At 65.3% G+C, this 13,253-nt stretch carries 12 protein-coding genes; 9 read left to right on the top strand and 3 right to left on the bottom strand.

Features of this window, described 5'->3' with window-relative positions:
* Window positions 1-4: 4 nt before the first annotated feature.
* The 9 genes from AC1D75_RS07220 (at window position 5) to AC1D75_RS07180 (ending at window position 10,613) form a co-directional block, all read left to right on the top strand.
* Window positions 5-238 (top strand): YgaP family membrane protein, encoded by a 234-nt coding sequence (locus tag AC1D75_RS07220; RefSeq protein ID WP_495514602.1) that lies wholly within the window; start codon window positions 5-7, stop codon window positions 236-238.
* Window positions 239-280: 42 nt separating this feature from the next.
* Complete coding sequence (locus tag AC1D75_RS07215) at window positions 281-691, top strand: DUF302 domain-containing protein (RefSeq protein ID WP_495514601.1); 411 nt, start codon at window positions 281-283, stop codon at window positions 689-691.
* 64 nt (window positions 692-755) lie between these two features.
* On the top strand, window positions 756-1,982 hold the full coding sequence (locus AC1D75_RS07210) for a cytochrome P450 (protein WP_495514600.1): 1,227 nt from the start codon (window positions 756-758) through the stop codon (window positions 1,980-1,982).
* Entirely contained in the window at window positions 1,979-2,593 is a 615-nt protein-coding gene (locus tag AC1D75_RS07205) for a TetR/AcrR family transcriptional regulator (protein ID WP_495514599.1), read from the top strand. Before AC1D75_RS07210 ends, AC1D75_RS07205 begins: the two co-directional genes overlap by 4 nt.
* Before the next feature lie 101 nt (window positions 2,594-2,694).
* Window positions 2,695-3,660 (top strand): metal ABC transporter solute-binding protein, Zn/Mn family, encoded by a 966-nt coding sequence (locus AC1D75_RS07200; RefSeq protein ID WP_495514598.1) that lies wholly within the window; start codon window positions 2,695-2,697, stop codon window positions 3,658-3,660.
* Window positions 3,661-3,673: 13 nt separating this feature from the next.
* Window positions 3,674-4,585, top strand: coding sequence for a metal ABC transporter ATP-binding protein (locus AC1D75_RS07195; RefSeq protein WP_495514597.1), 912 nt, complete (start codon window positions 3,674-3,676; stop codon window positions 4,583-4,585).
* Window positions 4,582-5,469, top strand: coding sequence for a metal ABC transporter permease (locus AC1D75_RS07190; RefSeq protein WP_495514596.1), 888 nt, complete (start codon window positions 4,582-4,584; stop codon window positions 5,467-5,469). Before AC1D75_RS07195 ends, AC1D75_RS07190 begins: the two co-directional genes overlap by 4 nt.
* 155 nt (window positions 5,470-5,624) lie before the next feature.
* Window positions 5,625-9,086 (top strand): ATP-binding protein, encoded by a 3,462-nt coding sequence (locus tag AC1D75_RS07185; protein WP_495514595.1) that lies wholly within the window; start codon window positions 5,625-5,627, stop codon window positions 9,084-9,086.
* A gap of 132 nt (window positions 9,087-9,218) precedes the next feature.
* Entirely contained in the window at window positions 9,219-10,613 is a 1,395-nt protein-coding gene (locus tag AC1D75_RS07180; RefSeq protein WP_495514594.1) for an FAD-binding oxidoreductase, read from the top strand.
* A gap of 28 nt (window positions 10,614-10,641) precedes the next feature.
* Here the strand turns inward: AC1D75_RS07180 and AC1D75_RS07175 are convergent, their stop codons facing one another.
* From AC1D75_RS07175 to AC1D75_RS07165, 3 genes are read right to left on the bottom strand one after another with little or no spacing between them, the layout of a single operon-like run.
* On the bottom strand, window positions 10,642-11,157 hold the full coding sequence (locus tag AC1D75_RS07175; RefSeq protein WP_495514593.1) for a DUF2599 domain-containing protein: 516 nt from the start codon (window positions 11,155-11,157) through the stop codon (window positions 10,642-10,644).
* Window positions 11,154-11,612, bottom strand: a complete 459-nt coding sequence (locus AC1D75_RS07170; RefSeq protein ID WP_495514592.1) for a MaoC family dehydratase — start codon at window positions 11,610-11,612, stop codon at window positions 11,154-11,156. Before AC1D75_RS07170 ends, AC1D75_RS07175 begins: the two co-directional genes overlap by 4 nt.
* Window positions 11,609-13,171: a carboxylesterase/lipase family protein gene (locus AC1D75_RS07165; RefSeq protein WP_495514591.1), complete on the bottom strand. Its 1,563-nt coding sequence runs from the start codon at window positions 13,169-13,171 to the stop codon at window positions 11,609-11,611. Before AC1D75_RS07165 ends, AC1D75_RS07170 begins: the two co-directional genes overlap by 4 nt.
* Window positions 13,172-13,253 lie beyond the last annotated feature (82 nt).

The following is a 13,253-nucleotide window of genomic DNA, read 5'->3' as shown; positions in this document are numbered from 1 at the left end:
GACGATGAACATCCCGGCAACGACCAGTCGGCCCTGGACGATCGAGCGGGTGGTTCCGCTGCTCGCCGGAACCGTGGTGCTGGTGAGCCTGGTTCTTGCGATCACGCTCTCGACGTGGTGGCTGCTCCTGACCGCATTCGTAGCGGTGAACCTGTTGCTCTACAGCATCGTGGGCTGGTGCCCCGCCAGCCTGATCATGCATCGCCTCGGACTCCCACGCCAGTGCGAACTGCGCTGAACGCCAACCCACCAAAGATCTACAACCGCTAGGAGAATTATTGTGGCACTTGCGATTTCAACAGTCCTGAACCTCCCGTTCGACGAGGCCGTCGCCAAGACGCGAGCGGCGCTGGCCGATCAGGGCTTCGGCATCCTCACCGAGATCGACGTCAAAGCGACCATGAAGACCAAGCTCGACGAAGACATGGAGGACTACCTGATCCTGGGGGCCTGCAATCCTTCATTGGCTCACCGCGCCATCGGGGTCAACCGGCAGATCGGACTCCTGCTGCCCTGCAACGTTGTCGTTCGCGCGCATCCCGACGACGCGGCGTCCTCGATCGTCGAGGCCATGAATCCGAACCTGATGGTTGATGTGTCCGGCGAGTCCGGACTCGTGCCGGTTTCCGAGGCCGCGACCGAGAAACTCCAGACGGCCATCGCCGCGCTCAACGGACAGCAGGCACCCTGAGCCCGAAAAGGCAAGATGTCGATTAATGGTTGACACAAGGCGGCCAATGTCTCACGCTTGAGACATGTCAACGAAAGTGTCGCACGCGGCGGGTTATGTGCTGCGTTCCGGCGACACTTGGCGTGATCCCTGGCAGATGTACGCCGATCTACGGGACCACGATCCCGTCCATCGCGTTCGATCAACCGATCCCGCCCACGACTTCTGGGTGCTGACACGCCATGCCGACGTCTCCAATGCCGCCGACGACTGGCGTACGTTCACCTCATCCGGCGGCTTGACCACCACCTATGGCGAGCTGGAGAGCATCGGGCTGACGGACAATCCACCGATGGTGATGCAGGATCCGCCGGTCCACACTGCTTTCCGCAAGCTGGTGTCCCGCGGGTTCACCCCCAAACAGGTCCACGAGATCGAACCCGCGGTGCGCGAGTTCGTCCGCTCCGGGATTGATGCGCTGGTCGAATCCGGTGGCGGCGATATCGTCACCGACCTCTATAAACCGTTGCCATCCATGGTTGTTGCGCACTACCTCGGCGTCCCCGAATCGGACCGGACGGCATTCGACGGATGGACCGAGGCGATCGTCGGCGCAGACACCTCCGACCTGAGCAAGGCCGGCGACACCGCCACCGCCGCAGTACTCGAGATGATGGCCTATTTCGGCACGCTCATCGAGTACCGGCGCACACACCCCGGAGACGACACGATCTCCCATCTGGTGGATGCAGGCGTAGGCGAGGACGACAGCACTGAGGGGTTGCTGTCGATCCTCGCCTTCACCTTCACCATGGTTGCCGGCGGCAACGACACCACCACCGGCGTTCTCGGCGGCGCCACCGAATTGCTCGGCGCGCATCCGGATCAACGGGCGGCGCTCGTCGAAAATCCGGAACTCATCGACGATGCGGTCGACGAGTTCCTGCGTCTGACCTCACCGGTGCAGGGCCTGGCCCGGACCACCACCACCGATGTCACGGTCGGCGATCACACGATCCCGGCCGGACGCAAGGTCATGCTCTGTTACGGCTCGGCCAACCGCGATCCCCGAGCATTCGGCGACGATGCGGACCGCCTCGACATCACCCGTCGTCCACGGCAGATCCTCACATTCAGCCGCGGCGCCCACTATTGCCTCGGGGCGGCGGCCGCGCGGATGCAGACCCGCGTTGCACTCACCGAACTGTTGGCGCGCTGTCCGGAGTTCACCGTCGATCCCGGATCGATCGCCTACGCAACGGGTAATTACGTACGCCGACCGACCACCATGCACGTGACCGTCGGCCCATGAGCCGCAGATCTCCCGAGACCGCTCGTCACCCCGAGAGCGCCCAGGGTGCGGATTGGCTCGGTGCCAGCAGAACCGAGACCGCCGCGGCCCGCATCCTCGATGTCGCAGGCGATCTGTTCGTGACCCACGGGGTCGCCGCGGTGAACATGAACCAGATCGCCGCTGCCGCCGGCTGCTCCAGGGCCACCCTCTACCGCTACTTCGCGTCTCGTTCCGATCTGCACCTGGCCTATGTCGAACGCGGGGCTCGTGCCCTGTCGGCAGCGGTGGCCCTCCGCATCGCCGACATCGAAGACGTCGGCGAACGCATCACCGAATCCATCCTTACCTCGATTGAAGGGGTCCGCGCCGACCCGGTCATGTACAGCTGGTTCAGCCCGGAGGCCGCCGGGCTGGCAGGTGCGATGGGCACGTCGTCGGAACTCGTCAACAAGACCGCTGTCGAGATGCTGGCCGGTGAGACGTCCTCATCCGAGGCCGAGGTTGCCCTGCAGGCCCGGTTCATCGTGCGAATTGTCATCTCGCTGCTGACCACGCCGGGCGCAGACGCGGATGAGGAACGCGAAATCGTCCAGCGGTTCGTCACGCCAGCGATCGTCAATCGGTACTGATTTTCACAAGTTGTCGGTAACGGTTATCATTAGCATCTGTTAGATGGTCGCGCACCTCAGCCCTGCGCGGAACACCGTCCACTGATGCGAAAGGTCCTGCAATGGCAACCTGGTCCCGACTCCTGGGGGTCACCACCGCCCTGACCCTGGCCGTCGGCGTGGCCGCCGGCTGTTCCTCCGACAACGGCGGAACCACCGCGGACGGCAAGGTTTCCGTGGTCGCATCGACCAACGTCTGGGGCTCGGTCGCCGAGGCCGTCGGTGGTGAGCACGCCGAGGTGACGTCGCTCTACACCTCACCCGACGGCGATCCGCACGAGTTCGAAGCGAGCGCCAAGGACACCGCCAAGGTCGCCGACGCCGGTGTGGTGGTCCTCAACGGTGGTCACTACGACGCCTATATGGAAGCCGCGGCGAAGAACTCGAAAGCGATCGTGGTCAATGCCTTCGACATCATGGAAGGCGACGAACACAGCAGCGAGGACCACTCCGAGGACGACCACAGTCACGCTCCCGGTGCGGTCAACGAACACGTCTTCTACAACCTGACCGTCGTCGGCCAGGTTGCCGACAGCATCGCAAATGCGTTGTCCGAGAAGGACAGCGCCAACGCACAGTACTTCCGCGACAACGCCGCGGCGTTCAACGAGCAGATCGATGAGCTGCGCGGTGAGCTGGCGGCCATCAAGGCCGCGAACCCCGGAGCGAAGGTTGTCCAGACCGAACCGCTGGCCGGGTATCTCCTGACCGAAGCCGGACTCGATGACATCACCCCGGCAGGACTTCAGGATGCGGTCGAGTCCGGGCAATCGCCGTCGGCCCGCGACGTCGCCGCGACCCAGGAATTGATCTCCAGCCGTGAGGCCCGCGCACTGATCTACAACACCCAGGCCGTTGACGACGGCACAAAGGCCTTGCTCGCCATCGCCGAGAAGGCCGGAGTCCCCGTCGTCGACTTCACCGAGACCTTCCCGGCGGACACGACCGATTACATCGAGTGGCAGCGGGCTAATGTTGAGGCACTGTCGTCGGCCCTGGCGGCCAGCGCAACCAGCACTTCTCGATAAGGCAATCCACCACATGACCGAGCCAGAACCGGCCCCCGCGACACCACCCAGAACAACCGATCACCGCGCTGCCGATGGCCTGAAAACCGTGCATCAAACCGCAGGCCGTGGCGCCGCGGTCACGATCACGGGCGCACGATTGTCGTTCGGACAACGGGTCCTGTGGGATCACTTCGACCTCACGGTGGCGCGCGGCGAGTTCATCGCGATCCTCGGCCCCAATGGTTCGGGTAAGACCTCGCTGCTGAAAACCCTTCTGGGCAAATACACTCTGGACGCCGGGACGGTCACCGTCGAGGGTCGTGGCTTGCGCAGCGGCGACAGCAGAGTCGGCTACATCCCCCAGCAACAGACCCACGACGAGGGCCTGCCGCTACGCGGACGAGACCTCGTCGGCCTCGGTGTCGACGGTCAGGCATGGGGTCTCGGACTTCGCAATCGCAAGCGCCGCAACGCCCTTGTCGACGATGCCATCGCGCAGGTCGACGCCCGCGACTTCGCCGACGCACCGCTGGGTCTGCTCAGTGGTGGTGAGCAGCAGCGTCTTCGCGTCGCACAAGCACTGTCGGGCAACCCCGCGGTATTGCTCTGCGACGAGCCCTTGCTGAGCCTGGATCCGGCCAACCAGAGTCGGGTCGCGGCGCTCATCGACCGCCGCCGCCGCGATCACGGCACCGCGGTTCTGTTCGTGACCCACGAGATCAACCCGATCCTGCCGTACGTCGACCGGGTGGTCTACCTCGTCGACGGCCGCTTCCGGATCGGCACACCGGCCGAGGTCATGACGTCGGAAACACTGAGCGAGCTGTACCAGACCCGCGTCGACGTCCTGCGCGTCCAGGACCGGCTCGTAGTTGTCGGGGCCGATGAATCTGCCTGCCACGGTGACCATTCGTCCGCACCGTCAACCGAGGTATCCGAGTGAACCGCAGCTGGTCCGACCTCTTCGATTTCGCCGAGACCGCCAATCTCCTCTCGTACGACTTCGTGCAGCAAGCACTACTGGCCACCGCCCTGCTCGGCATCCTCGGCGGGATCCTGGGCCCGATGGTCGTCAGCCGCCAGATGGCCTTCGCCGTGCACGGCACCGCAGAACTGACCTTCACCGGCGCGGCCGCCGCGCTGTTGTTGGGGATCAGCGTGAACCTCGGCGGCCTGATCGGCGCGATCATCGCCTCGATCATCTTCGGACTCCTTGGAAACCGTGTGCGCGAACGGGATTCGGTCATCGGCGTGGTGATGGCCTTCGGGCTGGGATTGGGCGTGCTGTTCATCGCCCTCTACGGCCGCACGGGCGCGGGCTTCAACCTGCTCACCGGGCAGGCGGTGACCGCCGGAGCCCAGGGGGTCGCCGCCGTTGTGATCACCACGATCGTCGTGGTTGTCGTGATGGCGATCATCTACCGTCCGCTGCTGTTCGCCAGCACCGATCCCCGGGTCGCCGAGGCCCGCGGCGTGCCGATGCGGTTGCTGTCGGTGGTGTTTGCCGTCCTGCTCGGTGCCGCGGTGGCACAGAGCGTTCAGATCATCGGTGCGCTGCTGGTGATGTCGCTGATCATCACGCCGGCCGCCGCCGCGATGCGGGTGTCGTCGAATCCGACGGCCGTCCTCGGGCTCTCGATCCTGTTCGCGGAAATCGCCGCAATCGCCGGGATCATCTTGTCGCTGGCGCCCGGATTGCCTCCCTCAGTGTTTGTCACCTCGATCTCGTTTGCGATCTACATGATCTGCCGAGTGGTCGGCACCCGTCGTTCTCGTAATGCCGGCCGCCGGACAACGCAGGCAAACGTCGACCGGGCGCTGACGTAAAACCAGGACGAACACCGGGAATTAGGCCGATCGGCCGTTCCCTTTGAGTGCACACGTCACCTAAGCTCTGAATTCACCGCTCCGAATGGCCCCTACCGGGGTTGGATCAACACCCCGAGCGGCGATCGGTGAGCTTCGAGCGGTGAAGGGTGGGCATGCGCTATCAGCTACTCGGCCCGCTCGCGGTACTCCGGGACTCCAGCGGCCACGGCGATGCACGAGTCGATCTCGGCTCTCCCAAACAACGGACGATCCTCGCGATCCTGCTGATCCACCGCGGCAAGGTGGTGTCGACGGACCGCCTCTGCGACGCACTGTGGGGTGAGCAGGCGCCGCCGAGCGCGACCTCGAGCCTGCAGGCCTACATCTCCAATCTGCGCCGTGCCCTCCGCAACGATGCGGGTACGTCCCCGATCCGGCGCGAATCCACCGGCTACATACTCGACGTCGCAGACTCCGACGTGGACGTCAGCGAGTTCCTCGATCTCGCCAACACGTCCCGGCAGCACGCCGACAACGAGGCGTGGGCTTCGGCACTCGATGCCGCCGAGCAGGCGTTGAATCTGTGGCGCGGTGAACTCCTCGACGGACAGGGCGATGAGGACTGGGTGCGGACCGAGGCGGCCGGACTCGAGGAGATCCGTAGCGGCTGCATGGAGAACCGGATCACCGCCCTGCTCGCGTTGGGCCGGTTGTCGCAGGCCCTGGCCGATGTCGTGGCGCTGCGCAATGCGCAGCCGTATCGCGACCACAGCTGCTGGCTGCACATGCTCGCCCTGCACCGGGCCGGTCGCTCCGCCGAGGCTCTCGAGGTGTTCTCCGATCACACTCAGCGGCTCGACACCGACCTCGGCCTCGAGCCGAGTGTGGAGATCCGAAACCTGCAAGGTGCGGTCCTGCGCCATGATCCCGAATTGATCGCGTGGCCACGCAAACCGATCTGGTCCGGCGCCGGTGAGCTCCGCACCCCGGACCACACGCCTCCGGTGCAGGTGCCGCCGGACGCTGAGATCCCGGCCCACCGAGGCCTGGTCGGGCGCGTCCGCGAGCTTGCCGATATCGGCAAGTTGCTCGAGGAGGTCGTCGCCGGGAACACGCGCTGGATGGTCTTCATGGGTCCTCCCGGTATCGGCAAGACCCGACTCGCCGACGAGGCCGCCCACCTCCTGAAAGCGAAGGGTGGGCACGCCGTCTGGGCCCGCAATCCAGAAGAGGGTGCACCGTCGTGGTGGCCGATCCGACAACTGGTCAACGCGCTCGGCGCCGAACCGGGTGAAGTCCTCGCCACCAGCGGCGACGTCGACGCCGACACCGCCCGGTTCACCGTCTACGACCGAGTGCAACTGATCATCGAACGCGCGGGTGCGTCACATCCGATCGCGGTGATCGTCGACGACGTCCAATGGGCGGACTCGATGTCGGTCGGGGCATTGGCATCGATGGCCACTGCCGTACACCACCACCCGATCGCATTCCTGATCACTCTCCGGGAAGGCGAGCACACCCCGGCAGTGGCCCGACTTCTCAGTGCTGTCGCACGCGGTACCGGCAACCGCCAGATCGTGGTGCCCGCACTCGACAGGATCGAGGTGGCGGCGCTCGCCAACGAGATCGCGACAGAGACGCTGAATGCCGACGAAGTCGAGACACTGGATCGGCGTACGGGCGGAAACCCCCTGTTCGTCTCCGAATACGCTCGACTGCCTGCAGACGAACGCAATTCCGGCGAACTCCCGGTGGCCGTACGTTCTGTACTCGGGTTGCGTCTGACCGCTCTCGAACCCGATGTGCTGCAGACGCTCCGAATGGCAGCCGTCATCGGCGACACCATCGACATCGCATTGTTGGCGCGCACAACCGGCATCGACATCGACTCCGTCGCGGATCAACTCGACGCTGCCGCCGACGAACGCATCATCACCGCGGCCCCTGGTACCGACAGCTATGCGTTCGCACATGGTCTGTTGCGCGAAGAGATCCTGGCCCAGCTCCCCGCCATGCGACGCAAGCGGGCGCACGCCAAGGTCGCCGCGATCCTTGCCGACACCGACAGGGCCGAAACACTCGGGTGGCGTGCTCACCACCTGATGGCCGCCCTGCCGCTGGTCGAGCCCGAGCAGGCGGTCCTGGCATGCACCGCTGCTGCGGAAGACTTTGTGGCGCGGTGGAATTCAGAGGCCGCCGCATACTGGTGGCAGCATGCCCTGACCGCCTACGCACTGCTGCCGGCCGCCGAACAGATCGATGAACAACGCGATGGCCTGACCGTATCGCTGCTCGAGGCGTTGTCACGGGCCGGACGGGGCCAGACCGTGCTCGAAACCGTGGAAGCGGCCCTGACGGCCGCGGTTCGCGCCGAAAAACCCTCCACCGTCGGGAAACTCGCCGGATCGCTGCTGCGCTCGGGTGGTGGCTGGCCGTGGGTGTCGCCTGCGTCCGATCCCGCGCCACTGCTGGCACTGCTCGCCCGCGCCGAGCAGGCCGTTGCCGACGAGCCTGCCGAACGGGCGCAGGTCCTTGGCGCATTGAGCGTCGGCCACAGTTACCACCCCGATCCGACCCTTGCCCCGCAATTGATCGCTCGCGCAGAAGAATTCGCCGCAATGACCGACGACCCCGACATCATCGCCGAGGTGATGATGGCCCGGCTGATCACCTTCTCCGGCGTCGCCACGCATGCCGGCGAATCCGTCGCGCTCATCAACGAACTGCTCGCGCTGAATCATCGCCAGGCCAGCTTCGACGCGGTCATCGCCCATTCGATCGGAACGATGGCCACCTTCACACTTGGGGACGTCGCGGCCGCTGAGCACCACCTGCGGCAGGCCATCGCGGGCAGCGAAGAACTGAACCTGCCGATCCTGCGCGCTCAACTTCGCTGGATGGAGGTTGTGGTCGCTGTCTGGACCGGTGATTTTGCGCTGGCACAACAGCATCAGGCGATCGCCAAACGTGTTCACGAACAGACCGAGCTGTATGAGACCGGGCAGGCCGACATGTCCCTGATGTCGCTGAGCCGCGAACTCGGAACCATCACCGAGATCGGCGTCCTCCGCGCACAGGAGTGGATCACCGATGTTGCCGCCGCTGCCGAGGACACGAACATGCGCGGTGTGATCGCCGCCGGCACCGCAGGCATACCCGGCGCGCCGGTGGATCGAACACTCGCCGCTGCCCTGGTCGCGCAGCGGCAGGCCACGCGCGGTGCACACGTCTGGCACACCCTCGGTCACGCGGTGGCCCTGGCGCACGTGGTGGCCGACTTCGAATTGACCGAGTACGCAGACGAATTCGTCACCGAACTCGAACCGTTCACCGACCACATCGGCCTGATCGGGCAGCTCGGCAACGTCGGCCCGGTGGCATTGGCTCTGGGTCGCTTACACAGACTCACCGGAAACCGCGCCGCGGCAAGAGAATCGATCGCGGTGGCAGCAGGTATCGCAGAGCGGACCGGCGGACTGCCCACACTGCTGCGGTGCCGGGTTCTCGACTGGCAACTACGGGCGCCGGACGAGCAGAAGTCAGACGAACTCGAAAACCTCGAAGCGCAGGCCGCGCAGCTGGGCATGGCCGGTGTGAAGAAGCAATTGCAGCACTTGCGCACCGCGCGGTAGCTCACGCGCGATCGCGACCAACGGCTGTCGATTCTTGAAACATTCTTGAACGCCGTCACCAAGAACCTCCCAAGTGCTCACGCGCATGCTGGCGCCATCAGTTACGGATCTCGAGCGAAGGAACCGATCACGATGACCGTCACCACCCCCAACAACACAGGTACCGACCCGGCCGCGGACCTGCGGGCAGCCGTCGCAGGCGCGGTTGTCCGCCCGGGTGAGCCCGGTTTCGAACGGGCGATCCCGTGGAATGTCGCGGTCCCGACCGCGCCCTACGCGGCAGTGTTCGTCGAGTCCGCCGCCGATGTCGCCGCCACCTTGCGGATCGCCGCCCAGCACGGACTGACCGTTGCCGTCAACGCGACCGGACATGGCGCGCTACCACTTGATCAGGGCAGCATCCTGGTACAGACCAGCGCACTGTCCGACCTGGCGATCGATCCGCAGGCCCGCACGGCCCGGGTAGGGGCCGGGGTGAAATGGCAGCGGGTCATCGACGAGGCCGCACCGCACGGTCTGGCAGGCCTGGCCGGTTCCGCACCCGATGTCGGGGTGGTCGGATTCATCACCGGCTGCGGCATCGGCCCCTTCGTTCGGACCGTCGGTCTGTCCTCGGATCACGTGCGCTCCTTCGAGCTGGTGACCGGCCAGGGCGAGATCCTGCACGTCACGCCCGAGAACCACGCAGAACTCTTCTGGGGATTGCGCGGGGGCAAGGCCACCCTCGGCATCGTCACCTCGGTGGAGATCGACCTGCTGCCCATCGCCGAGTTCTACGGCGGTGCGCTCTATTTCGACGGAGCCGATGCCGCGAAGATCCTTCACGCCTGGCGGGATTGGAGCATCGATCTGCCGGAGCACGCCAACACTTCCATCGCACTGCTCCAGCTGCCGCCACTCCCGGAGGTTCCGCCGCCGCTGGCGGGCAAACTCACCGTTGCGGTCCGATACGCTTCGTTGGCCGATCCGGCCGACGCAGAGGCGCTCTTCGCACCCATGCGCGCGGCGGCAACTCCGCTCATCGATGCCGTCGCGGTGATGCCCTATGCCGCGATGGGCGCTATCCACGCGGACCCGGTCGATCCGATGCCCACGTTCGAAAATGCCACGCTCTTCAGCGAACTCAACGACAGTGCGATCAACAGCCTGCTCTCTCTGGCCGGCCCCGGTTCCCAGTCACCGCAGGTGGTTGTCGAGATCCGTCGCTTCGGCGGTGCGATGGCCCGACCCGCCGCGCACCGCAGCGCGTTCTGTCATCGCCAGGCCCCCTATCACCTGTTCACGGTAGGCGTCCTGGCGCCGCCGATCGCCGAACATGTGGCGCCACACGCCGCGTCGATCGTCGAGGCGTTTGCGCCGTGGACCATCGGCGAGCTACCGAACTTCGACCCGGGCGGCAGCCCGGAGCGGTTGGCCCGCTGCTACGACGAAGACACCCTCGCGTGGCTCGGCGCGCTGGCCGACCGCCATGATCCGGCTGGGGTACTGCGCGTCGGTCAGGTCGTCCGGATCCCGACGCCGGCCTGAGCCGAATCGGCAGGAGTGGAGGGGCTTTTCACGGAATCGTCTCTTCCGCTCCGCCCGGGTTACACCGGTCGGCGATCATCATGGACCCGGAGACCACCGGTCGCCAGGGCTCCAGATTCCAGCTGGTCTTCTCCGGTTCTACAAGTCTGGCAAATCGCCAGTGGCAAGCGAATTGATCACGCATACCCGGGCTGTCGGCGGTCTGGTCCAACGCGACTACTTCGGACCAGGCCGCGTCGAGTTCGCTTTCGCCTGGCACATATCGGCCCGATTCGGTGGGAAAGACCTGCAGACTCGGCCCCTGATCGGTCTGCGCCCACTCCACCCGACTGATGAACGGCGGCAGATAGACCGAAGCCGGCGCCGTTTCGACCGACGGTTGCGCTGCGCTCACACCGGTTGTCGACGGCGACGTGGTGATGGCGACTGAGCCATCATCGGACGAATCATCCCCGGAATCGGTACACCCGACGAGCAGTGCCGCGGCCAGCAGTATCCCTGCTGCTCCGCGACACCATGCAGTGGTCGTGTGCGTGGCTGTCAAAAAAGAACCCGGACAACCATTTCCGCGACCAGGGCCGGTTTGGTACCGCCCTCGATTGCCAGGCTGTGACCGAAGACGACCTGGACACCGCCGTTGGGCAATTCGGTTGCATCCGCAAGCGTGGTGGTCAACTGGACCTTCGACCCGACAAGAACCGGTGCCGGGAAGCGAACCTTGTTGCTGCCGTAATTCAGTGCCATCTTCACGTTGTCGAAGCCGTAGATCTGGGCGCCGAGCATCGGGAGCAGCGACAGGGACAGGAAGCCGTGTGCGATCGTCCCACCGAAGGGGCTCGTCTTGGCCCTTGCGACATCGACGTGGATCCACTGGTGATCGCCGGTTGCGTCCGCGAACAGGTTGACTCGATCTTGCGTGATCTCGAGCCAATCACTCTTGCCGACCTCAGAACCGACCGACTCCAGAACGTCAGCGACCGAAGTGAAAACTCGCTTCATACCTTCTCCATTGTCTCCGTGGCCTCTTCGGCTCCCGAAATCGTGGCCACATAATCACCGAATCCGGCCCACGCCTCACGACGGGCGCGGTAGGGGTCGATTTCCACATACGAATGTGTGTCGAAGATCCTGGTGGCGCGGACCTTCGGAGTGTAGCGCGGCCAGGATTCCAGCGGCTCACCGGTTTTGGCGAATGCCAACCACTGATCCTGAACCTCGTCCGTGACGCGCAGAGCGTTGCGGCGATCGCCACCCCGTGCGAGCAATCGGCCGGCCTTACCGCGATAGATCCCGAAGACGGCGAACAGTTCGGTCGCATGTGTTGCACCGAGCCCCAACAACTTCAGCAGGCGCGGGGCGTAGTCGTACCGATAGGCGTAGGTGGGTGCATGTTGCGCATGTCCCTCGGTCACCGCGATCGTGCCCACCCAGAAGATGTAGTCGCCGCCGAACTTGACCATTGATCGAGGATGCGGGAAACGGCCGTAGGCCCCGGTGATGCGCTCTTGCGCGTCGGGTTCGGTGGCCGCGAACATCGCCGTGATCGATTCCTCGCTCGACAGCATCCCCTGCGGCAGCCGCTTGAACAACGTGCCCTCATTGCGGTTCGTCCCGATGATCATCGGGACCTTATGCGCCTTCCCCTGTGCAAAGGCGTCGACCGGCGCCAGCGGCAGATAGTCGCCGTCGACCACCGGGCCGAACGGAAGAAGTCCCGGGGTGTCGGTGGTCACCCAGCGCGCCAGACGATGCCCGGCCCGGCCGATCTCGGCGAGCGAGGCATCCACCAGCGCCTGCGCCGGATCGTCCACTCCCATGTCGGCACACAGGAGTTCGGTGAGCTTGCGCGCCCACTTGTGCGCGAAGTGCTGGTGCAGCGTGAGGATCGGCGCCGAACTCTCGGCGATCGCACGGTGGAACAGTCCACCGGCCGCGGGAGTGGCCATCAGTGTGGTGACGGCATTTCCGCCTGCGCTCTCGCCAAAGATGGTGACATTGCCCGGATCTCCCCCGAACTCGGCGATGTTGTCCTGCACCCACTGCAGTGCGGCCACCTGATCGCGCAACCCGAGATTGGACTCGAACGGCCGTTCGGGCGTGGACAGTTCGGTGAAATCGCCGTATCCCAACGGGCCGAGCCGATAGTTCATCGACACGAAGATGACGTCGCCGCGGCGGACGAGGTCGTGACCGTAGTAGAGCGGCGTGGCCGTCGACCCGAGAATGTAGGCACCACCGTGGATGAACACCATCACCGGGAGGGGCTCGGTCGACGCCTGCTCCGGCGCCACGACATTAAGGATCAGCGAATCCTCACTGACCGGTTGCTTTTTGCCGCGCTCGACGAGCGCGTATTTGGGATTCTGCGGCGGCGCGTTGCCAAAACTGTTCGCCTCCAGCACCCCCGTCCATCCGATCGCGGGCTGCGGAGCACGCAACCTCAGGTCGCCCACCGGCGGGGCGGCGTAGGGGATCCCCCGCCAGCGAATGATGTCGCCGTCGCGTACGCCGGCGACAACACCATCGGAAAGCGTCACTGTTGTGTTTGCACTGGCCATGTTTCCGACCCTAGCGGCCGATAGCGGACACTCGCCCGCCATCGGTGCGATTCGTCACGCCGATCCGTCCGCCGTCTGGGAT

The organism is Williamsia sp. Y712 (assembly GCF_059445525.1).
This window is presented reverse-complemented; position numbering and strand designations above follow the sequence as displayed.

Excerpts from the sequence above, each read along its gene's own strand:
- AC1D75_RS07205 (WP_495514599.1), top strand. The coding sequence starts at position 1,979 with ATGAGCCGCAGATCTCCCGAGACCGCTCGTCACCCCGAGAGCGCCCAG.
- AC1D75_RS07210 (WP_495514600.1), top strand. The coding sequence starts at position 756 with ATGTCAACGAAAGTGTCGCACGCGGCGGGTTATGTGCTGCGTTCCGGC.
- AC1D75_RS07200 (WP_495514598.1), top strand. The coding sequence starts at position 2,695 with ATGGCAACCTGGTCCCGACTCCTGGGGGTCACCACCGCCCTGACCCTG.
- AC1D75_RS07165 (WP_495514591.1), bottom strand. The coding sequence starts at position 13,171 with ATGGCCAGTGCAAACACAACAGTGACGCTTTCCGATGGTGTTGTCGCC.
- AC1D75_RS07195 (WP_495514597.1), top strand. The coding sequence starts at position 3,674 with ATGACCGAGCCAGAACCGGCCCCCGCGACACCACCCAGAACAACCGAT.
- AC1D75_RS07170 (WP_495514592.1), bottom strand. The coding sequence starts at position 11,612 with ATGAAGCGAGTTTTCACTTCGGTCGCTGACGTTCTGGAGTCGGTCGGT.
- AC1D75_RS07185 (WP_495514595.1), top strand. The coding sequence starts at position 5,625 with ATGCGCTATCAGCTACTCGGCCCGCTCGCGGTACTCCGGGACTCCAGC.
- AC1D75_RS07220 (WP_495514602.1), top strand. The coding sequence starts at position 5 with ATGAACATCCCGGCAACGACCAGTCGGCCCTGGACGATCGAGCGGGTG.
- AC1D75_RS07180 (WP_495514594.1), top strand. The coding sequence starts at position 9,219 with ATGACCGTCACCACCCCCAACAACACAGGTACCGACCCGGCCGCGGAC.